Raw genomic sequence first — 20,019 nt, forward strand, 5'->3', positions numbered from 1 at the left:
GTGTTTTATGGCGATCTCGCAAGCCGCGGCGCTACTTTCATGGCGCGGACGAAAGGATGTCGGTGGCCTTGTGATCAGTCCCAACGCCCTCGATCAGAAACACCTCGCCCTCGGCGTTCTCTGTTCGAAGCGGCAGGATCGCACGATAGGCAGGGGAGGCGTACCAGCCTTGAGCCTGGCGCAGATCGGGGAACTCAATGATGATGAGATCGCCTGCGAACGTGCCTTCGAAATGATGTTTGCCGCCGCCGTGGATGATAAAGCGTCCGTCAAAGGGTGCCAGTGTGGCATCGATCCCCTTGAGGTAAGCGACGATTTCGGGGCCCATTTCGACGGTGCGCAGGTGGCCTATGGCATAGCATGTCATGGTCGGTTCCTTTCCTATTGGGTTCAGGCAGCAGCGGCCGCGGGACTCCGCGCCGACCACTCCGCCGCCGCAATCAGTGCCACGACGACCGCCTGCGCCAGGATGAAGATCCAGCCGAGCGCGTTCGGTGCTATGGCACCGGTGGCCGGAAGTACCAAGCTGGCAACGACCCAGAGCACGTTCCCCGCGACGATCACGCGTAACATCCACGCTGGCCGTGGGCCCCGCGCAGCGATCGCCATGAAGATTGCGACGGGAAGAAGGACCAGCCCTGCCCAGAAGAGCAGCGCCGAAGGGATATCCGTCAGACCGCCGATCGGGCCGGAAGCGAGAACAAGCAGCGCCCCCATGGCCGTGCAGGTCATCGCATCCAGATAGAGAATTGTATTCAAGGTGGATCGGTTGAGAAAATTGGTCATTTCGCGCTCCGTTTGATGGCTTTCGCTTGGCGCGAAAGACTGAGGGATTGGCGAAATATCCCACGGTCGCGGCAGGCCGTCGATTATCTCGGAGGTAATTGAAGAGGAGCGAGTCGCCGGATAGGTTCGCCAGCATGGAGCAACAAAATTCGGTCGGGACACTATTGAAGCAGTGGCGGAACCGCCGCAGGCTCAGTCAGCTCGAGCTTGCATTGAACGCGGAGGTTTCTCAGCGGCACCTGAGTTTCGTGGAGTCCGGCCGTGCACAGCCGAGCCGGGACATGGTCATGCAACTGGCTGAACACCTTGGCGTGCCCTTGCGCGACCGCAACGTCATCCTGAACGCGGCTGGTTTCGCGCCGGTCTTTCCGCAGCGCCCCCTGGATTCGCCAGAGCTTTCGGTGGCGCGCCAAGCCATCAACCAAATTCTGCACGGGCATTTGCCGCACCCGGCGCTGGCAGTGGACCGGCACTGGAACCTGATCTCTGCCAATGACGCAGTGGCGTTTTTGTTAAGCGGCGTCGCGCCGCATCTTCTGCAAGGGACCGTGAATGTCCTGCGGCTGAGCCTGCATCCCGAAGGTCTCGCGCCGCGTATCATCAACTTCGCGGAATGGCGTGGGCATGTGTTGTCGCGACTGGGGCACGAGATCGAGGTGACGGCGGATCCCGGTCTGGCGACTTTGCGGTCCGAATTGATGACCTTCCCCTGCCACGGACCCACGAGGCAAAGCACGCATGCTCTGAGCATCGCTGTCCCGCTTCGGCTGAAGAGTGCGTCCGGCCCGTTGTCCTTCATCAGCAGCACTACGGTTTTTGGTACGGCTGTTGATGTGACGCTGGCCGAAGTGACAATCGAGGCATTCTTTCCCGCAGATGCGGAAACCGCCGCTGTCATGGAGCGCCGCGACCTCGGATCGTGACGGAACAGTGAGCTGATCTCTCATTTGTTCTCACCGGGATCCCTCTAAGGATTCCCGGGCAAGCCACGATCCCCGCATTGGTGGTCCGTTTATCAAATGTGCGAACGGCTTAGAGGCTTTCGGCCTGCGGGGGCGGCAAGGGCTACACCCGCAATCAACTTCCGTCCCGGAGATCCGGCAATACTGCTTTCTGCCAAGAAACTTGGCTGAAATCGACGGTGCAATCGTCTCCGACAGGGGATTGGGCAGTCATCTCGACGGTTGGTTCTCCTGCCCCCAAAGGCAGGGAAAACAGACGCGCCAGGTTCCAGAGCCTGCCGTCGAGCGAGTGGTGGTGGAAGGCGAACACTTTTCCGTCCCAATAGACCCGCAAGTAAACGGCTTTGGCATCGACGGATGGACCATTGGCGTCGTCGGACGTGTCATTGGTCACCACGCTCACGATGGTGGACAGGTTTGCAGGCGATTGTTCGAACGCCAATTTCGCCTATGCACCCGCTGCGGTGCGAACCGTGAATGTTCCGGCGTCGAAGGTCTTGCTGAACTGTGGCTTCACCAACGCCGAGAACAGGACCGGGCCACGCCCCAGCCCGAACCTTATGCCGGGCGCATTATCCACTGGTGGGGCCCCGGCGGGATCGTGGAACAGATCAGTGCCCGCGACTGCCGCGATGGAGCAGCCGTGGCCATCTACGGCGAAGCGACCGTTCCGTTCACGGATGAACTCTCCGGTCTTCAACTGCCATTGGTCCATTGCGGTCCTCATCCATAGCAGGCTGATTCTCAGCCGGTTCCCGTTCCGCCGTCTACGCCCAGCACCGATCCGTTGAGATAGGTCAATCCCGGCGATGCCATTGCGACGACAAAGGCCGCGATCTCCTCTGCAGTCGCCATGCGCTTGATGCCCGCCATGTTGGCTTGCGCCCATTGCGCCGAACCGATGGCCCAGACTGCGTCGGGCGCGTTCTCCATGCCTCCGACCCGGCGCACCAGCGCGGTGTCAGTGGTGCCCGGCGCGATTGCATTGATGCGGATCCCTTGTTCGGCATAATCCAGTGCAGCCGAACGGACCAGCCCGACCAGCCCCCGCTTGCTCGCCGTGTAGATACCACGCCCCGGCGCGGTGTTGTGTTCGACCGAGGAAGAGGTGACGAGGATGGTCCCGCCGCCACGTTCCAACATGACCGGTATTTGGTATTTCATGGAAAGGAAAACACCGCGCAGGTTGGTATCTGTCATGTCGTCCCATTCGGCGGCGGTAAACTCGTGCAGCGGTTTTTCGAGGGTGATGCCGGCATTGTTGAACGCGATATCGAGCCCGCCGAATGCCTCGACGGTTTGTTGGACAAGCGCCGCAACCTGATCATCCTCGCGCACATCCGCACGGATATAGAGAGCTTCGCCGCCGGCCTCTCTAATCTCGCCTTCGACTTCCGTTCCGAGAGTTTCTCGCCTGCCGCAAAAGGCCACCTTTGCGCCCTCAAGCGCGAACGCCATGGCGGTGGCGCGGCCAATCCCCGAGGTGCCCCCGGTGACCAGGACCACCTTGCCATCGAAACGACGTGATCCGTCGATGACAACGGATGCTGGCGGTGTTGCACTGGCTGCCACCGCAACGCCGCCCACCAAACCGGCAACAGCACCAACGGCAAGTCCACCGGCAGCGCCTATTGCCAGCCGGCGGCCGGGATTTGAGGGAGAGAGATCGTCCGTCATTGAGAATATCCTTTGGGAACAATCAGCATATAGGGTTTCGGCCTTCACTTTGCCTGGTGGGCAGGTCTCTGCTTCGTCTGAAGACAAGGCGCAGAAAACGCGTCTTGCCTTCAATCCAGACACTGTTAAGATTGGATATGGATCAAAATTTTAACAGTGTCAAGATTAAGCGCGACTATCACCACGGGGATCTGAAGCAGGCCCTGATCGACAGCGCGCTTGCCGTGCTCGCGGACAAGGGCGTCGAGGCGTTCAGCCTGCGCGAAACAGCGCGCCGGGCGGGTGTTTCGCCGGCGGCCCCCAAACATCACTTCACCGATACAAAAGGTCTGTTGACCACATTGGCAGCCATCGCTTTTGCGCGTCTGGCGGATGAACTCGAAAGCGCAGACCAGGCAGCGGGCCAGGGTCGCCGCGACCGTCTCATGGCCCAGGCCGCAGCCTACATCGATTTCGCGACAGCGCAGCGCGCCCTGTTCGACCTGATGTGGCGGGCTCCACTGCTCGACCTTGACGATGAAGGGCTCCTCAAGGAGAAGGCACGGGCGTTCGACTGCCCCGATCGGCTGATCCGGGGGGCCGATGCACCGCGCATCCCGCACGATGATCCGGCGATGGCCCCGACCATCGCAAGTTGGTCACTCGTCCACGGCTACGTCCGGCTTTCCCTTGATGGCGGACTTGGCCATCACCTCAATACCCCTGCAACTTTATCGGAAACCTTGCTGCCCTCGATGCTGGACATGCTGGGAACGGCAAATTGAAGAATTTGATCCGAGACCTTTGGAAAAAGATGAGCGCGGAGCGGGTCTGGACTTGGTATCTTGCGGTAGCCGCAGTTGAAGGGAATGCCTTTCGGTGGAGAAGGTTGGATATCAGGCCCATTCCTTCCGCCATTATCCCCATTGCGAACCAGTGACACCGCCCTGACGGGCACGGATCTCTTCGTGCTATCAACGGCGTTGGCAGCAAGCGAGCAAATTTCACAGCTTCAAGAGGCTATCCGACCGCCCGCCAAACGCCCGTCTCTAGGCCGGCGCTGCCGCGTTCTCTCGCGCCATGGCGGCGGCGAAGGCAGGCCGGGCCGTGCAGCGCTTGATCCAGGCTTGGATGGATGGCTGTTCGGGCGCGGCGTCCGGTAGCCATTGGAAGGGGCTCGACAGCAACAGATCAACCGCCGAGTATTCCTGCCCCAACAGATAGGGCTGATCCTTCAATGCTTCGGCCAGGCGGGCAACAAGGGCATTGCGGTCGCGGAAGGTCGCCTGCAGGGCTGGATGTTCAATTCCCGCCCAGTCGAGGACCAGCACCGGTTCCATCACGCCCTGATAATAGAACAACCAGCTCAGGAATTTTCCGCGCTGCGGGTGTCCGACGGGCCGGCCAAGCCCAGCATCGGGGAACATGTCGGTCAGATAGGCGATGATTGCACCGCGTTCCCGCACATGGTCATCGCCGTCGGTCAGGAAGGGCACCTTCTTTTCGGGGTGCGGGTTGTCTGCATCGGGGCCACCGCTGCCATCCTGGCGCGCAATCGACACGTCGATCACGTCGATCCGGTCGCTGACGCCCATTTCCTCGATCAGCAAAAGGATCGAGGTCGAGCGGGAATTGGGGGAATGATAAAGGGTCGGCATGGGAGCATCCTCAATGTGTGTCATGCCTTGTCTTAGCCTCGGCATGCTGACAGATTGCGTCAGCATGGCCAGAACCGATCGCCTGATGCGCCTGATGGATGCGCTGCGCCGCCTGCCGGCACCGGTCACCGCCGCACGGCTGGCGGCCGAGACGGGCGTGTCCCGTCGCCAGCTATATCGCGACATCGCCACGCTGCGCGCAGGCGGTGCCCTTATCGATGGCGAGGCCGGGGTCGGGTACAACCTGACCGAGGACCCCGCGCTGCCGCCGCAAAGCTTTTCCCGGCTGGAAATCGAGGCGCTTGTCCTCGCCGTTGGTGACCTGTCCCGCACAGGCGATGCGGCGCTTGAGATGGCGGGTCGTTCCGCCCTTGCCCGGATCATCGCCACACTTGCCGACGGGCAGTCGCGCCAGGCCATGCACACCGTGCTGCGCAGTTTCCGAACGCCGCCGGCGCGGGTGGATTTCACCGTGGACATGGCGCTTTTGCGTCGCGCCTGCTGGGAGGAACTGGCGTTGAACGTTCGCTATCGGGATCTCAAGGGCCGAGTTACCGAACGCGAGGTCTGGCCCCTGGGCATCAGCTATTCAGACCGCACATTGATGGTGCTGGTCTGGTGCTGCCTGCGTCAGGACTGGCGGGTCTTTCATGCTTCGGGGATTGAAACTGCTTGTCTCAACGGGCACAGCTTCAGGCCGCGTCGGGTGCCCTTGCTGCGTGACTACGTGGCGCGGCCAGCGAACGGGTAACGTCGTTTGACCAGCCCATGGGCTGTTTCGACCACGCCCGGGTACTTCAAGAGACGGTTGATGTGGCAGATCGCCGGCAGGATACCTGGCGACACAACCCAGCGACGGGCGCTGGTCTGAAGGGCAGGCGCCTAGACCTGAATTTGCGCGGCTTCGGCAACGGCGCGCAAATCCTCGCGCCCCGCATCGCCGATGATCACGAAATTCGCGCCATTGCCGCCCCAGGTCACCATGTCGAAGGCATCCATCCTCTGCTCAAGCAGCGCGTGGCGGGGCGCATCGGTTTGGATCTGGCATAGGGCAACGACGCGGTTGTCGGCATCAGTATAGATCAACTGGGAAACCGGCCTGCCTGCGGCCACCAGCAGGCGCGCGCCCTGGAATGTCAGCCCCTGGGAAGTCAGGTCGGGAATTGCGACATCTGCGCCAATCGACGCCGTGAGCCAGGTTTGGATATGCGGCGCCTCAGCGGCGGGGACTTCGACCAGGTGACGGTCCTGGGCGGCATAAACGCGGTGGTAATCGGCAATGTCGGTCAGCCAATCACGCGCCGAAGCGACCTCGACCCCTTGAGAGGTGCCCGTGAAATAGCCCCCCGATGCTCCGATCAGCAAACAGGCCGCGGCGACCGCCCCCCAGCGCCATCCTGAGGCCGGTCCGTTTCTGTTCGCCGCCGGTTCGGCGGACGGGTCCGGGGCGGTGCGAATAGCGTCAGCCAAACCCAAAGGTACGGGGTCCTCGAGCATCGCGTCAAACACATCGCGGGCCCCGGCATCGGCCGCCATCAGTGTCTCCAACTCGGCCTGAAGGGCAGGGTCCCGGGCCAGAGCCGCTTCGACCTCAAGCCTCTCGGCCTCGGTCAGTTCACCATCCAGGAAGGCGCTCAGTTTTTCCTCGGTTCCCCTCATCTGTCCGCTCCTGCCGGTGCGCTTATTTGTGCCGCCAGTGTCTTTCGGGCGCGGTGAATGCGGCTCATGACGGTGCCCTGGGGGATGTCGAACAATTGCGCGGCCTCGGCATAGCTGTATCCTTCAACGGTCACGCAGAGCAAAATGGCGGACAGCCCTTCCGGCAGGGCCGCGATCTGCCTGTTCAGCTGGGCCGCCATGATGGCATCTTCGCCGGTACTGAGCGATATCAGCTCCTCGGTTTCCTCGGCGGGCACATGGCCTTGCCCCATTCGCACGGTACGCTTGCGCATTTCGCTGATCCAGAGATTGCGCATGATGCGAAAGACCCAGCGATCCAGCGGCTGCGCGGGATCCCATTGGTCGGACCGGCTTAGGGCGCGCAGACAGGCGTCTTGCACCAGATCATCCGCTTCGACCTCGGAACGGGTAAGCGACCGCGCAAATCGCCGCAATCGCGGAAGCATCACGATCAGGTCACTCTTGATGTCCACTGCCAGACCACCTTTTCGAGCCGGGTCATCGCACCGTTTCCCAAACGCCACCGGCACATTGATCCACAAGATGCTGCACCCGTATGGGGGCGGCATGCAAGGGGTGACTCGCGCGATTATAGCCTTTTCCGTTCACAGGTCTCCGCGATGGGTTAGGCATGACGCTGCGGAAAAACAAATTTTTTTGCCAAAGCGGGAATAATACGGGGTCCCCGGGCGTAGGTAATTGTCGATTCACTTCGCGTCATTGATGTCATGGTTTCCCAGGCGCAGAGACGGACCATTGGACATGAAGATATTCCTTTAGCCCAGCCCCCATTTACACTTAATCTATTGATATTTAAAAATAATAATTTATGCGAATAATCCGGACACCTTGAGCGTAACTCTTATGCAAGGCCGCAAGACGGCGGTGTGGTTTGAAATTGAAATGGCAATCCAGAGGTTGCCGATAGCGCATACGAGAGGAAATCATCATGTCCATTCAAACAATCGCAATTGGTGGTGACGGCGGCAAATCATTCGAAGAAAAGACCGTACGTTCCATTGGATTTCGCTCGGGGGAACGCGTGGATGCGATCATCCTGAATGGCGAAAGGCATGGAGGCAACGGGGGGAAAGAGCGCCCGATCTTCGAAATGCAGTCGGACGAATATATCGACGAGATGACGATCTGGCGCGGTGGCCGCATTCACCGCATCAAGCTGACCACCAGCCGGGGCCGGGCGATGGACGTGGGGCAATCGGGGGGGAAGCAATCCATCACCCTGAAGGATATTCGCGTGCTGGGCATCGGCGGCAAAAGCGGTGAAGAACTCGACAAGTTGCGTATTCGCTACATCGAAAACTACAAGGCGTCGGACCTCATCGAAACGGGCGTCTCGGCGGTGGTGAGCGTCATCCCCCAGGGGCAGCGGATCGAAGTTTCCACATCCCAACGCGTGTCGAAATTGTCGGCCACCCGGCAGTTGATGGAAACGGTCTTCCGTTTTGAAACCTCGACTGAGACCTCCGCCGGGGCATCCAATGCATTCGGCGAATTTTCGGCCAAGGTGAACACGACGTTCGGGTTGGAAGTGACCTCGCAGACCGAGATCAACGAACAGGTCGAAACCGAGGAAACCAGCACCGAAACCATGAGCTACACACCGCCGCGCGGGCAGGTGGGGCTGGAAATCGTGCAGGTCGATGTCTTCAGATCCCAGGACGGCCTTGCCTGGATGTTCCCGACGACCGAGCCTGCAATCGTCTCCGTGTCTCAGTCAGAGCCGCTGGCAAATCACGCGAATCTCTACGACATGACCGGTTTGCTTGGCCTGCACATTCCGGCCATGGCTGGCCAGAAGACGTCGCACAACGGGTACGATTACTTCAGGATGACCGACTGATCCGGATGGCCGCTTGTGGGGTGATGGTCACCCCTTGAGTGGCCATTTCGTTCGTCTTGCGTTCGGGTTTGCACCTGCTTGCCGGTCCTGATGACGGCCTGCGCGAAGGCCCTGATCTGCCTGTTGCCACGGGGGCGCCAACGCTCTGCTAGGCAGGGCGGGTTTCAACCTCGACCCCGGGCGCGTGCAGGCCCGCGGGAGAGAGCGTGAAGATCTCGACACCCTTCGATGTCACACCAATCGAATGTTCGAACTGTGCCGAAAGGGACTTGTCCCGCGTCACGGCGGTCCAGTCATCCGCAAGCATTTTCACATCTGCGCGGCCCAGGTTGATCATCGGTTCAACGGTGAAGATCATGCCTTCTCTCAGTTCAGGCCCTGTGCAGGGCCTGCCGAAGTTCAGGATATCGGGGGAATCGTGAAAGACCTGCCCGATGCCATGGCCGCAAAAGTCGCGGACCACGGAACAGCGTTCGGCCTGGGCGTAGGTCTGGATCGCGTGGCCGATATCCCCAAGGCGTGCGCCGGGCTGCACGGCCCTTATCCCGCGCATCATTGCTTCATGCGCGATCTGGATCAGGCGTTCGGCCGCGCGCTTCGGCTTGCCGACCACATACATCCGGCTTGAATCGCCATGCCACCCGTCATGGATCAGCGTGACATCGACATTCACGATATCCCCGTCGCGCAATTTCTTCTGATCGGGAAAACCGTGACAGACCACGTGGTTGACCGATGTGCAGCAGGCGTATTGATATCCCTCATAGCCCAAAGTCGCCGGCGTCGCGTCATGGGCGGCCGCGAAGTCGCGCACGAAGGCATCGATCTGCGCCAAAGCACTGCCTTCGCGAACCAGATCACAGACACCGTCAAGGCATCTGGCGGTCAGGGCGCCCGCGCGGCGCATCCCCTCGAAGGCATCCGGTCCGTAAAGCTTGATCGCCCCGGTTCTGCGGGCGTCCTGCGCCCTTGGTGCGACAGGCACATCTATGTAACTGTCCATTTGTGGCCTCCTTTCCGGTATCCATCGCAGCGGCAGGGGTCGATTGACCGGTAGCCGCCTATGCGTATATACGAATCGTATATGTTTCGTATATTGATGAAAGAGAGGTCCGTCGATGGGCATCGTGAAAATCGGGGACGACCTGCACGAGGAACTGCGCAAGGCCAGCTCGGTCATGTGCCGTTCGATCAATGCGCAGGCCGAATTCTGGATCAAGGTCGGCATGCTGGCCGAAGCAAACCCGACCTTGTCCTTTTCGGACATCATGGCGCAGCAGCTTAAGAACGCAGAGGTTCAGGTCCCGGTGATCAAAGCGGCCTGAACCTGACGCCGGGCTGGTCGGCGCGCAGCGTGGGTCAAGTGGTCGCCAATCCTGTCCGGGGATCCAGATGGCGCCCCACCCGGGGTGATGCCACCGGCGGCGTGCTACCCTGCGAAGGGCTGGCTCCCGAAGGGTTGGTCCGCGAGCCAGTCGATGAACACACGCAAGCGGGGCGAAAGCTGTCGGTCGCGGGGATAGAGCGCGACAATGGGCGATGGCGCGGGGGCATGGTCGGCCAGGACCTCCACCAGACGACCTGCGGCGATGTCGGCACCAAGGTGATAGCGCGGGACCTGCACAAGACCAAGCCCGCGCCGGGCCGCTTCCACCATCGTTTCGGCCCCGGTGGTCGTCAGCGAGGCGGGCAGGGCGCGCGTGACCTCCTTGCCGTTGAAGGTAAACGCCAGGTCCAGCGGCGCCCCGGTGCTGGTGGACAGGAAGGCCACGATCCGATGGCCGTCCAGATCGTCGGGCGTCTGGGGGATACCATGCCGGGCGAAATACTCCGGCGCCGCGACCACGGCTTCCGGCAAGGCCCCCAACCGGCGTACGATCAGGTCGCTGTCGGCCGGTTCGCCCACGCGCACCACGCAATCCACGCCCTCGCGGACCAGATCGACCAGACGGTCGCCTTCGGACAGAACGAAGTCGAGATCAGGGTGCGTGGCAAGGAAGTCGGGCAGACCAGGCAACAGGAAATGCCGCGCCAGTGTGCCATGGACATCCACCCTTAGCCGGCCCCGGACCGAGCCGCCCTTGAAGGCAGCCTCTGCGGTTTCGACGTCCGCTACGATGTCGAGGCAGCGTCGATGCCAGGCCTCGCCGTCGAGGGTCGGCACCACGACCCGCGTCGTGCGGTCGAGCAGACGCACGCCCAGCCGGGTCTCAATCCGCTTGATGACCTCGGACACGGTCGAGCGGGGCAGGCCGAGCGTTTCGGCCGTGCGGCGAAAGCTGCGTGTCTCAACGATGCGGATGAAGACGTGCATCTCGTCGAACCGGTCCATTGTTCGCTCCTGTCGAATTATCATTCCCAAAAGATGGCAATTAACCGAGCCGTTCAATGGCCTATGTCCGTAAAGCAGACCCAAACAGCAAGGAATTCCCGAATGTCAGATGAAACCCAGAAGATCGCCCTTGTGACCGGTGCGTCGCGCGGGATCGGCGCGGCCATCGCCCGCCGCCTGGCCAGCGACGGCTTTGCCGTGGTGGTGAATTACGCCGGCAGCGAAGATGCCGCGCACGCGGTGGTCGCGCAGATCCGCACCGATGGCGGCCGCGCGATTGCCGCACAGGCCGACGTGTCGGACCCTGCGCAGGTTGCGCAGCTTTTCGACCGGGCAGAGGCGACCTTCGGTGTGCCCGACGTTCTGGTGAACTCCGCCGGGATCATGCAGCTTGGCCCGCTTGCCGAAAGCGAGGACGAGATGTTCGACAGCATGATCGCGACGAACCTGAAGGGAACGTTCAACACCCTGCGCGCCGCGGCGCGACGGATGCCGAATGGCGGGCGGATCGTGAACCTGTCCACCTCGGTCGTGGGGGCGAAACTGCCGACCTACAGCATTTATGCTGCCACCAAGGCCGCAGTCGAGGTGATGGGCGATATCCTGTCCAAGGAACTGCGCGGGCGGAAGATCACGGTAAATTCCGTCGCGCCGGGCCCGACGGCAACCTCGCTGTTCCTTGATGGCAAGACCGACGCGCAGATCGAAAGCCTGTCGAAGGCCAATCCGCTTGAGAGGCTGGGGCAGCCGGAGGACATCGCGAACACCGTCGCCTTTCTTGTCGGCCCCGACGGCGGCTGGATAAACGGTCAGACCCTGCGCGCCAATGGCGGCATGGTCTGATGGTCACAGGCGCTACAGACGGAAGAAGGTTCGGATGGAATGGGCCGGCAATTCGGGTTGCTCCAACGCTGCGAAATGCTCGCCGCGCGGCAGGGAGTTCCATTGCCTGATGTCAAAGGCCCGCTCGCCCCAGGATCGGGGAGACGTTGATAGTTCCCTTGGAAACAGCGCCATGCCCGTCGGGGGCCAAGCCCGTCGGGCGAAGGATCCGTTCATCGGGTGCAAAGGCGACAGGGCGCGCACGGATCACGGAGAGAGGGGCAACGCGGCCCTTTTGCCTGGCAGGTGGAAAGACCCGCCCCAAGGGGGTCGCCTTGGGGCGGGGTTTGGTCACTTGTCGACGTAGTTGCTCGGGAACAGGGCGCGAAGCGAGGCTTCGTCGCCCGGCGTCTTGAACGTCTCGTCCTTGCCGATTTGCTGCGCCTTCTCGACAGCCGGGCGCGCGTTGATCGCCTTGAACCATCGCGCAACCTCGGGGAACTGCGCCAGACCTTCGCCGCCCAGCACACGATCGCCCCGGATCGCCCAACCCCATGCGGAAATATCTGCGATGGAATAGCTGTCGCCAACGATGAACGTGCGCCCCTTCAGGTGGTCGTTCAGCACCTGGTAGTGGCGCTCAGCCTCGCGCAGGTAGCGGTTCTTGGCATAGGGAAGGTCTTCGGGCGCGCTGTGATGGAAGTGGACGCTTTGACCCGAAAACGGCCCCAGACCGGAGGCAATGAATTGCAGCCAGGACAGCAACGCGCCACGGTCTTCGGGCGCCACGCCCAGCTTGCCGGTCTTGTCGGAGAGGTAGAGCAGGATTGCCGTGCTGTCGAAGACGACCGTGCCGTCGTCGTCGATCGCGGGCACCTTGCCGTTCGGGTTGATCGCCCGGAACTCCGGCGTGTGTTGCTGACCCTGCGCGGTGTCGACCGGCACCAGTTCGTAGGGCAGGTCGGCTTCTGTCAGAAACAGGGCGATCTTCAGCGGGTTGGGCGTCGGGTGATAATAGAATTTCAACATCTGGTATCCTGTAGGCTTGAGATGGGCCGGGGTCATTCGTCCGCAGGGGCGATCTTGTCCTGGGTTTTCGTGTCGAAATCCGAAGCATCATGGCGCTCGTGCAGTTGCTCGTTCAGCGGACCGCGGGTGCGGTTCACGATACGGCCACGTTGGACGGCGGGGCGGGCAAGGATCTCTTCGGCCCAGCGACGCAGGTTGGTGTAGCTTTCCACGTCCAGGAACTCGCCGGCGTCATAGGCCTCGCCCAGTACCAGGTTGCCGTACCAGGGCCAGGTCAGCATGTCCGCGATGGTGTATTCGTCCCCGCCCAGATAGCGGTGCTGGGCCAATTCGCGGTCCAGGACGTCCATCTGGCGCTTGGTTTCCATCGTGAAGCGGTCGATCGGATATTCGAACTTTTCGGGGGCATAGGCGTAAAAGTGGCCAAAGCCGCCGCCGAGATAAGGCGCGGAGCCTTGCAGCCAGAACACCCAGTTCAGGGTCTCGGTGCGCGCTGCGGGGGTGTTGGGCAGGAAGGCTCCGAATTTCTCGGCCAGATACAGCAGGATCGAGCCGCTCTCGAAGACGCGGGTGCCGGTTTCGCTGTCCAGCAGCGCCGGGATCTTTGAATTCGGGTTCAGCGCCACGAAGCCCGAGGAAAACTGATCGCCCTCGCCGATCCTGATCAGATGGGCGTCGTATTCCGCGCCCGTCTTGCCAATCGCCAGAAGCTCTTCCAGCATGATCGTGACTTTCTGGCCGTTGGGCGTCCCCATCGAATAAAGCTGAAGGGGGTGCTTTCCGACCGGCAGTTCCGCGTCAAAGGTGGGGCCGGCGATCGGACGGTTTGTCTTGGACCAGTCTCCGCCGTTTTCGGCGTCCCATGTCCAAACCTTGGGGGGGATGTAATCGGCCATAACAGGTCTTCCTTTCAAGTGGATCGCGCGAATGAACTTTCGCGGCAGGTCGTCTTGCCCCGGTTCAAGCGAGCCCGGGTCGTGATCTCCCATGCCTTGAACACGGCGCAGGCGCTCCGGGTGGGTCATGGCGCCCTCTGGTACTGTCAGATAGGTCGCATGGCCGCCGGGTCTTCGAACGTGTCTCTGCTTAGCCATTGTTGAGCAATCACTCAACGCCTTCTGTTGCGCTCACAGCCATTTGATAGGGACAGGGTCCACCATGCGGGACAAACCCACCGGTCCTCTGAGGGTCCGGGCAGCCTGACCTGCGGCGTCTCTGCCGCCGATAATTCTGCGTCCCGGCACGACATTGCCCCTGTCTTTCGGGGCAGTTGAAAGCGGGGAATATCCAGTTGAGCGAAGGAATACACCGGGGAAGGAAAAGGGGCGATCTCGCGGGAAAGCCCTGTGCCGGGTCCTGCACGACGAAGATATGCAGCCCCCCAAGACCCAGGTGCCCGACGCGGTCGAGCACGCCAGCTTTGCCTTGGACATGGGCCTGGCGCCCGAGAGCGGAGCAGGGACGAGAGGTCGTCCCCGGAGGCAACGCAGCCGAAAGCCGGCTGCCCCCGCGGACCGTTCAACGCGCCACATCTTCCGGGCGCAAGGGTGTCGAACGCGGTATTCCGCGTCAGCTATCGCCTTGGGCCGTCGCGGCCGCGCCAGCCCCGGTGGCGATCTTGAGCGTCGCCCAGGCCTGCGCGGCATCGTTCACCGCCGACGCGGCCGAAATCCGCGCCGAGGCGGTGTTGCGGTCGGTGTCCAGCAGATCCAGCAGCGTGATCGCGCCATTGCGGTAATTCTCTTGTGCAAGGGACAGCGCGCGGCCGTAATCGTCTGCGGCGGTGCGCAGCAGGCCGGCTCTCTGGCGATAGCGGGCCAGGTTGGACTGCGCGACCTGCACATCCTCGACCGCATCCAGAACGGTGGCCCGCCAGGTGATCTCGGATTGTTTCGCCATCGAGATTTCCGCATCGCGGCTTGCCCTCAGGCTGCCCTGATTGAAGATGGGCAGCGACAGGCTCGGCCCGAAGCTCCAGGTGTCGCTGCTGTCACTGCGCCCGACCGAACCGGTCAGGGACAGCGACGGGTAGAGCGCGGCTTCGGCCACACCGACCTCGGCCACGGCCACGGTCAGTTCGGCTTCGGCGCTGCGGACATCGGGGCGGTTGCGCAACAGATCGGCGGGAACGCCGGTGCTGGACCCACCCGGGGTGCGCAGTTGCGCCGAGCCTTTCTGCATCTGTTGCAGGATCGGGGCAGCGGGTTCGTTCAGCAGGGTCGCGATTGCATAGACCCTGGCGTCGAACAGGGCGGAATACTGGGGCAGGGCGGCGCGCGCGGTGGACAGCAGCGCCTGGGCCTCTGCCACCTCGTATTCGGTTGCGGCCCCCGCATCGTACTGGCTGCGCGTGATGTCCACGGTTTCTTCGCGCGCCTGGATGGTTTCCCGCGTCAGGGCGAGAATTTCCTGATAATAGCGCGCATCCGAATAATCGGCGAGCAGCTCTGCCAGCCAGGCAAGCCGGGCGGTTTCGGCATCGGCACGTGCGGCAGTCACGCCGGCAAGGGCGCTTTCACGTTCGCGCTGGATGCCGCCGAACAGGTCGATGACGAAGGTGGCGCCCAGGTCCGCCGAAGTCGTCGTGGTGGTGGCGATGCCATCCCCCCCGGCCCGCGTCTGAGAGGCCGAAAGCGATCCTTCCAGCGCGGAATTGACGCCGGTCTGGCGCAATTCGGCCTGCGCCTGGCGGATCGCCTCGTTGGCGGTCATCACGTCAAGGTTTTGCGCCAGACCGCGCGTCACGAGCGCATCAAGAGTGTCATCGTTGTAGCTGCGCCACCAGGTCTGGGTCGCGACGGCGCCGATGGCCTGGGCATCGCCCTGAACGAAGCGCGCTTCCAGCGAAAGATCGGGGCGCTGGTAGTCGGGACCGACAGCGCAGCCGGCGAGGGCCAGGGTAAGCAGAAGGGAATGAGGTTTCACTTGGAAGTCTCCACACGGGTACGCAACAGGCTCGTGGCCTTGATGACGGCGACATAGAACAGCGGGACCATGACGACCCCGATCAGGGCGGAAAAGATGATCCCCCCGAGCATCCCGGTGCCAATGGATTTCTGCGCGTTGGCCCCGGCGCCGGAGGCAAGGACCAGCGGCATGATGCCAAAGCCGAAGGCCAGCGATGTCATCAGGATCGGGCGCAGACGCTGACGCGACGCGGCCACCGTGGCCTCGAGCAGGTCCATCCCCCGACCGCGCAGCGTCTCGGCGAATTCGACGATCAGGATCGCGTTTCGCGCCGCAAGGCCGATGGTGGTCAGCAAGCCGACCTTGAAATAGACATCGTTGGATTGCCCGAAGTACCAGGTCGCGACCATCGCCCCGAGGATACCCACCGGCACCGAGAGCATGACCGCGAAGGGCACCGACCAGCTTTCGTACAGCGCGGCGAGGCAGAGGAAGACCACCAGCGCGGACAGGCTGTAAAGCAGCGTCTCCTGGTTGCCCGCCAGCCGCTCCTGATAGCTCAGCCCGGTCCAGGCCGTGCCGTAGCCGCCGCCCAGATCGGCGGTCAGTTCCTCCATCGCCGCCATCGCATCGCCCGAGCTTAGCCCCGCAGCGGCGGCACCGGAGATTTCCAGCGCACGTGTGCCCCCGTACCGGGCCAGTTTCGGGGTCACGGTTTCCCATTCCTGCGTGATGAAGGCCGAAATCGGCACCATCTCGGAATTCTCGCTGCGGACATACCATTGATTGATGTCCTCGGGTTGCATCCGGGCGGTTGCGGTGCCTTGCACGATGACCTCGCGCAGATCGTTTCCAAGCGGGAAATCGTTGACATAGGAGCCCGAGAAGACCGTCGACAGCATTGAGTTCACATCCGAAAGCGACACGCCGAGGGCCTCGGCCTTCTGCTGATCGATCACCATCTTCAGCGAGGGTTCCGTGGCGTCTTCGTTGCCCCGCATGTTCGTGACGCGGCCATCTTCAGTGGCGAGCGTGACCAGCTTGTCCGCCGCAGCGCTCAGGGCGGCCTGGCCTGCACCCGACTGGTCCACGAGGTACATGGAGAAGCCCGATGCGGACCCCAGCCCCTGAATCGCCGGAGGTTGCACGACAAAGAACTTGCCCAGACGTGATTGCGCAAAGGCCATGTTGGTGCGGTTCATCAGATCCGCGGCCTCAAGGCCGGGACGGTCATCGAAATCCTTCAGCTTGATGAACAGCATGCCATAGTTCTGGCCGCTGCCGCTGAAGCTGAAGCCGACGTTGGAAAACACGTTTTGCACGATGTCGGTTTCTTCCGTCAGCAGATGGGTTTCGAGCGCGGCAATCGCATGTTCGGTCTGCTGCGTGGTCGAACCCTGGGGCAGTTCCACGATGGTCATCAGCACGCCCTGATCCTCGGTCGGCAGGAACGAGCTGGGCAGGCGGTCATAGACCCACCAGGCGGCAAATCCGACACCGAGCAGCAGCACCAGCACCCGGAAGGGGCGGCGCGCAAGGCGGGCCACGGTGGTGCCATAGCCCCCCGTCAGCCGGTCGAGCCCGGTGTTGAACCAGCGCAGCGGGGCGATGGTCCTTTTCTCATGCGCGGGCTTGAGAAGCTGCGCGCACATCGCCGGTGTCAGGATCAGCGCCACGAATAGCGACAGCACCATGGCCGAGATGATCGTGACCGAGAACTGCTTGTAGATCACGCCGGTCGATCCCGACATGAAGGCCATCGGCAGGAAGACCGCCGACAGGACCATCACGATGCCGATCAGCGCGGTCGAGATTTCTCCCATGCTTTTCTCGGTGGCGGCCACGGCGTCGAGGCCTTCTTCCTCCATCACGCGCTCGACGTTTTCGACGACCACGATGGCGTCATCCACAAGCAGGCCGATGGCCAGCACGAGGGCGAACATCGACAGGGTGTTGATCGACATGCCGAAGACCGCCAGCACGCCGAAGGTGCCCAGCAGGACGACCGGCACGGCGATGGTCGGAATGATCGTCGCGCGCCAGCTTTGCAGGAACAGCAGGATCACGAGGAAGACCAGCACCACCGCCTCGATCAGGGTGTGATAGACCTGTTCGATGGACTCCTCGACAAAGGGCGAGGTGTCGTAGGGGTATTCGACCGTCACGCCATCGGGCAGGGACGGGACCAGATTTTCGACCACGGCGCGCACCCGTTCGGCGGTGTCGACCGCATTGGCCCCTGTGGCAAGGTTGACACCAAAGCCCGCTGCGGGATGGCCGTCAAAGCGGCTCGTGGTGCTGTAATCCTCGGCGCCAAGTTCGATTGTGGCGACGTCCTGAAGATAGACAGCCGACCCGTCGGTGTTGGTTTTCAGCAAGATGGACTGGAAGTCCTGGACCGACTGAAGCTGTGATTGCGCCGAAAGGGAGACGGTGAATTGCTGGCCCTCGGTGACCGGCTGATCACCGAGGCTGCCGACGGTGATATTGGTGTTCTGCTCGGAAACGGCGGTGGTCACGTCGTCGGCGGTCAGCTGGTACTGATAAAGCCGCGAGGGATCGAGCCAGATGCGCATCGCATATTCGCTGCCGAAGCTGTTGATGGAGCCGACGCCTTCGGTCCGCTGCACGGCATCTTCGATGGTGCTGCCCAGGATGTCGCCAAGCTCAAGCGTGGAATAGCGGCCATCCTCGCTGACCAGAGCGCCAACCAGAAGGATCGAGCTGGTCGAGCGGGTGACCGAAACACCGGAGGTCGTGACGCTGTCGGGCAGCTTGGATTCGACAAGCTGGAGCTTGTTCTGCACCTGCACCTGCGCCATGTCGGGATCGACCGTATCGTCGAAGGTCAGCGATACGCTGGCCGAGCCTTCGGTCGAGGAGGCGGTCATGTAGGTCAGGCCGTCCAGCCCGGTCAGCCCGTCTTCGATGATCGTGGTGACCGAATTCTCGACCGTCTGGGCCGAGGCCCCGCTATAGGTCGCGCTGATGCGAACGGTCGTGGGGGCGATGTCGGGATATTGCGAAATCGGCAGGCTCGAGACGCTGAAGGCCCCGACGAGCATGGCGACGATCGCCAGGACCCAGGCAAAGACCGGGCGGTGAATGAAAAACGATGCCATGGATCAGTCCTCTGCGCCGCTGGTGTCGCCGGAGACGCTGTCCTGGACATTGCCGTCGGAGTCGATGGTTGCGGCCACCGGCGTGACGGCCTGACCGGCCTGCAGGGACGACAGCCCGTCCACGATCAGCTGATCGCCTTCGCTCAGCCCTTCACGCACGATCCAGGCGTTCCGGTAGCTGCCCTCGTCGGTCAGCGTGACCTGTTTCGCATTGCCGTCCTCGCCCACGATAAAGGCGGTCAGCTGGCCGGAGTTGGCCCGTGTGGCCGCGCGTTGCGGCACCAGGTAGGCCTGCATCGTGCCAATCACGATCTCGCTGCGCAGGAACATGCCGGGAATGACGATGTGATGGGGGTTGTCGAACTGGAAACGAACAGTGACGGTCCCGGTGGTCGTGGAAACCAGGTTGCCGGGGGTGACCAGCGTTCCCGTGCCCCTGTAGACATCGCCGTTTTCCAGCGTCAGCGTGGCCTCAAGGTCTTCGTTGGGCGTAAGGCTGCCCTCGTCGGCGCCCTTGCGGAATGACAGGATGCGCGCGCTGGTCTCTACCATATCGACATAGATCGGGTCCGAGCGCACGATGGTCGTCAGCTCGTCACTTTGCCCTGCGGTTACAAGATCCCCGACAGAGACGGTGGACACATCCGGGCGCCCCTCGATCGGGCTTGTCACGGTGGCCCAGGACAGTTCCGTCTGGGCGTAATCGAGCGCCGCCTGCGCGGCCTCCAGCGTCGCTTCGGCTTCGGCCAGGCTGGCGCGCGCCTCTTCGACCTCGGCTTCGGTATATCCGCGCCCCGACAGTCCTTCGGCGCGATCATAGGCCGATTGGGCCACGGGCAGATTGGCCCGCGCCTTGGCCAGATCCGCACGCGCCGAGGCTTCGGCAGCCAGGTAGGCGGAATCGTCGATGCGGAACAGCGGATCCCCCACGGCAAGCTGGTCGCCCGGTGTATAGAGGACCTCTTCGATCACGCCGCCGACGCGCGGGCGCACCTCGACCTCCTGAAAGGCAACGGCGCGGCCCGGCAAGGAGGCCGAACGCGGCACTTCTTCCAGTCGGGCCTCGATCACGCCGACCTCCATCGGGCCCGCCGGACCTGTTGGCGCCCCTTGGGCCGATGCGATTGATGCGAGAACCGACAGCACCATTGCGGCCCCCGAGAGCTTTTGAACGCCAGCTAGCATGATCCTGTGATCCCTTGAC

General features: G+C 62.5%; 21 protein-coding genes. 6 read left to right on the top strand and 15 right to left on the bottom strand.

The window, feature by feature from the left end; all coding sequences use genetic code 11:
• Positions 1-37 precede the first annotated feature (37 nt).
• Entirely contained in the window at positions 38-367 is a 330-nt protein-coding gene (locus PSAL_RS17195; RefSeq protein ID WP_119838112.1) for a DUF1330 domain-containing protein, read from the bottom strand.
• Between the two features lie 23 nt (positions 368-390).
• Positions 391-786 (bottom strand): hypothetical protein, encoded by a 396-nt coding sequence (locus PSAL_RS17200; RefSeq protein ID WP_119838111.1) that lies wholly within the window; start codon positions 784-786, stop codon positions 391-393.
• A 134-nt stretch (positions 787-920) separates the two neighbouring features.
• Between PSAL_RS17200 and PSAL_RS17205 the strand changes: the two genes are divergently transcribed.
• Entirely contained in the window at positions 921-1,709 is a 789-nt protein-coding gene (locus PSAL_RS17205; protein ID WP_119838110.1) for a helix-turn-helix domain-containing protein, read from the top strand.
• 154 nt (positions 1,710-1,863) lie between these two features.
• Here the strand turns inward: PSAL_RS17205 and PSAL_RS17210 are convergent, their stop codons facing one another.
• From PSAL_RS17210 to PSAL_RS17220, 3 genes are read right to left on the bottom strand one after another with little or no spacing between them, the layout of a single operon-like run.
• Positions 1,864-2,190, bottom strand: coding sequence for a DUF1349 domain-containing protein (locus PSAL_RS17210; protein ID WP_119838109.1), 327 nt, complete (start codon positions 2,188-2,190; stop codon positions 1,864-1,866).
• A 6-nt stretch (positions 2,191-2,196) separates the two neighbouring features.
• Positions 2,197-2,475, bottom strand: coding sequence for a DUF1349 domain-containing protein (locus tag PSAL_RS17215; RefSeq protein ID WP_196222715.1), 279 nt, complete (start codon positions 2,473-2,475; stop codon positions 2,197-2,199).
• A 17-nt stretch (positions 2,476-2,492) separates the two neighbouring features.
• Positions 2,493-3,425 (bottom strand): SDR family NAD(P)-dependent oxidoreductase, encoded by a 933-nt coding sequence (locus tag PSAL_RS17220; RefSeq protein WP_119838107.1) that lies wholly within the window; start codon positions 3,423-3,425, stop codon positions 2,493-2,495.
• A 137-nt stretch (positions 3,426-3,562) separates the two neighbouring features.
• Here PSAL_RS17220 and PSAL_RS17225 point away from each other — a divergent pair, with 137 nt between their 5' ends.
• Positions 3,563-4,189 carry a TetR/AcrR family transcriptional regulator gene (locus tag PSAL_RS17225; RefSeq protein WP_119838106.1) on the top strand — a complete coding sequence of 209 codons (627 nt, stop codon included), beginning with the start codon at positions 3,563-3,565 and terminating at the stop codon, positions 4,187-4,189.
• A gap of 264 nt (positions 4,190-4,453) precedes the next feature.
• Here the strand turns inward: PSAL_RS17225 and PSAL_RS17230 are convergent, their stop codons facing one another.
• A complete protein-coding gene (locus PSAL_RS17230; RefSeq protein WP_119838105.1) occupies positions 4,454-5,062 on the bottom strand; it encodes a glutathione S-transferase family protein in 609 nt (202 codons plus the stop codon).
• Between the two features lie 64 nt (positions 5,063-5,126).
• On the opposite strand from PSAL_RS17230, the gene PSAL_RS17235 reads away from it, so the two are divergent.
• A complete protein-coding gene (locus PSAL_RS17235) occupies positions 5,127-5,813 on the top strand; it encodes a helix-turn-helix transcriptional regulator (protein ID WP_119838104.1) in 687 nt (228 codons plus the stop codon).
• 131 nt (positions 5,814-5,944) lie between these two features.
• Here PSAL_RS17235 and PSAL_RS17240 read toward each other — a convergent pair whose 3' ends face one another.
• Together PSAL_RS17240 and PSAL_RS17245 are read right to left on the bottom strand one after the other, a co-directional pair.
• Positions 5,945-6,721: an anti-sigma factor family protein gene (locus PSAL_RS17240; RefSeq protein WP_119838103.1), complete on the bottom strand. Its 777-nt coding sequence runs from the start codon at positions 6,719-6,721 to the stop codon at positions 5,945-5,947.
• A complete protein-coding gene (locus tag PSAL_RS17245) occupies positions 6,718-7,215 on the bottom strand; it encodes an RNA polymerase sigma factor (RefSeq protein ID WP_231388555.1) in 498 nt (165 codons plus the stop codon). Before PSAL_RS17245 ends, PSAL_RS17240 begins: the two co-directional genes overlap by 4 nt.
• A gap of 476 nt (positions 7,216-7,691) precedes the next feature.
• Here PSAL_RS17245 and PSAL_RS17250 point away from each other — a divergent pair, with 476 nt between their 5' ends.
• Positions 7,692-8,603, top strand: a complete 912-nt coding sequence (locus tag PSAL_RS17250) for a jacalin-like lectin (RefSeq protein WP_119838101.1) — start codon at positions 7,692-7,694, stop codon at positions 8,601-8,603.
• Between the two features lie 148 nt (positions 8,604-8,751).
• On the opposite strand, the gene map is transcribed toward PSAL_RS17250, so the two are convergent.
• A complete protein-coding gene (gene map / locus PSAL_RS17255) occupies positions 8,752-9,606 on the bottom strand; it encodes a type I methionyl aminopeptidase (protein ID WP_119838100.1) in 855 nt (284 codons plus the stop codon).
• Between the two features lie 115 nt (positions 9,607-9,721).
• Between map and PSAL_RS17260 the strand changes: the two genes are divergently transcribed.
• Positions 9,722-9,928: a ParD-like family protein gene (locus PSAL_RS17260; protein WP_119838099.1), complete on the top strand. Its 207-nt coding sequence runs from the start codon at positions 9,722-9,724 to the stop codon at positions 9,926-9,928.
• Between the two features lie 104 nt (positions 9,929-10,032).
• Here PSAL_RS17260 and PSAL_RS17265 read toward each other — a convergent pair whose 3' ends face one another.
• The gene (locus PSAL_RS17265; RefSeq protein WP_119838098.1) at positions 10,033-10,935 is read right to left on the bottom strand and encodes a LysR family transcriptional regulator; all 903 of its coding nucleotides are present in this window, start codon (positions 10,933-10,935) and stop codon (positions 10,033-10,035) included.
• Positions 10,936-11,037: 102 nt separating this feature from the next.
• Between PSAL_RS17265 and PSAL_RS17270 the strand changes: the two genes are divergently transcribed.
• Entirely contained in the window at positions 11,038-11,778 is a 741-nt protein-coding gene (locus PSAL_RS17270; protein WP_119838097.1) for an SDR family oxidoreductase, read from the top strand.
• A 330-nt stretch (positions 11,779-12,108) separates the two neighbouring features.
• Here PSAL_RS17270 and PSAL_RS17275 read toward each other — a convergent pair whose 3' ends face one another.
• The 5 genes from PSAL_RS17275 to PSAL_RS17295 all read right to left on the bottom strand — a co-directional run bounded on the left by PSAL_RS17275 (position 12,109) and on the right by PSAL_RS17295 (position 20,000).
• Positions 12,109-12,786 carry a glutathione S-transferase family protein gene (locus PSAL_RS17275; protein ID WP_119838096.1) on the bottom strand — a complete coding sequence of 226 codons (678 nt, stop codon included), beginning with the start codon at positions 12,784-12,786 and terminating at the stop codon, positions 12,109-12,111.
• 32 nt (positions 12,787-12,818) lie between these two features.
• Positions 12,819-13,682: a glutathione-dependent disulfide-bond oxidoreductase gene (gene yghU, locus PSAL_RS17280; RefSeq protein WP_119838095.1), complete on the bottom strand. Its 864-nt coding sequence runs from the start codon at positions 13,680-13,682 to the stop codon at positions 12,819-12,821.
• Positions 13,683-14,355: 673 nt separating this feature from the next.
• On the bottom strand, positions 14,356-15,711 hold the full coding sequence (locus PSAL_RS17285) for an efflux transporter outer membrane subunit (RefSeq protein WP_119838094.1): 1,356 nt from the start codon (positions 15,709-15,711) through the stop codon (positions 14,356-14,358).
• Positions 15,708-18,815 (bottom strand): efflux RND transporter permease subunit, encoded by a 3,108-nt coding sequence (locus PSAL_RS17290; RefSeq protein ID WP_119838093.1) that lies wholly within the window; start codon positions 18,813-18,815, stop codon positions 15,708-15,710. The genes PSAL_RS17285 and PSAL_RS17290 overlap by 4 nt, the downstream gene beginning before the upstream one ends.
• Positions 18,816-18,818: 3 nt before the next feature.
• Complete coding sequence (locus PSAL_RS17295; protein WP_119838092.1) at positions 18,819-20,000, bottom strand: efflux RND transporter periplasmic adaptor subunit; 1,182 nt, start codon at positions 19,998-20,000, stop codon at positions 18,819-18,821.
• Between the last annotated feature and the right edge of the window lie 19 nt (positions 20,001-20,019).

It is taken from the genome of Pseudooceanicola algae (assembly GCF_003590145.2).
Taxonomy (GTDB): domain Bacteria; phylum Pseudomonadota; class Alphaproteobacteria; order Rhodobacterales; family Rhodobacteraceae; genus Pseudooceanicola; species Pseudooceanicola algae.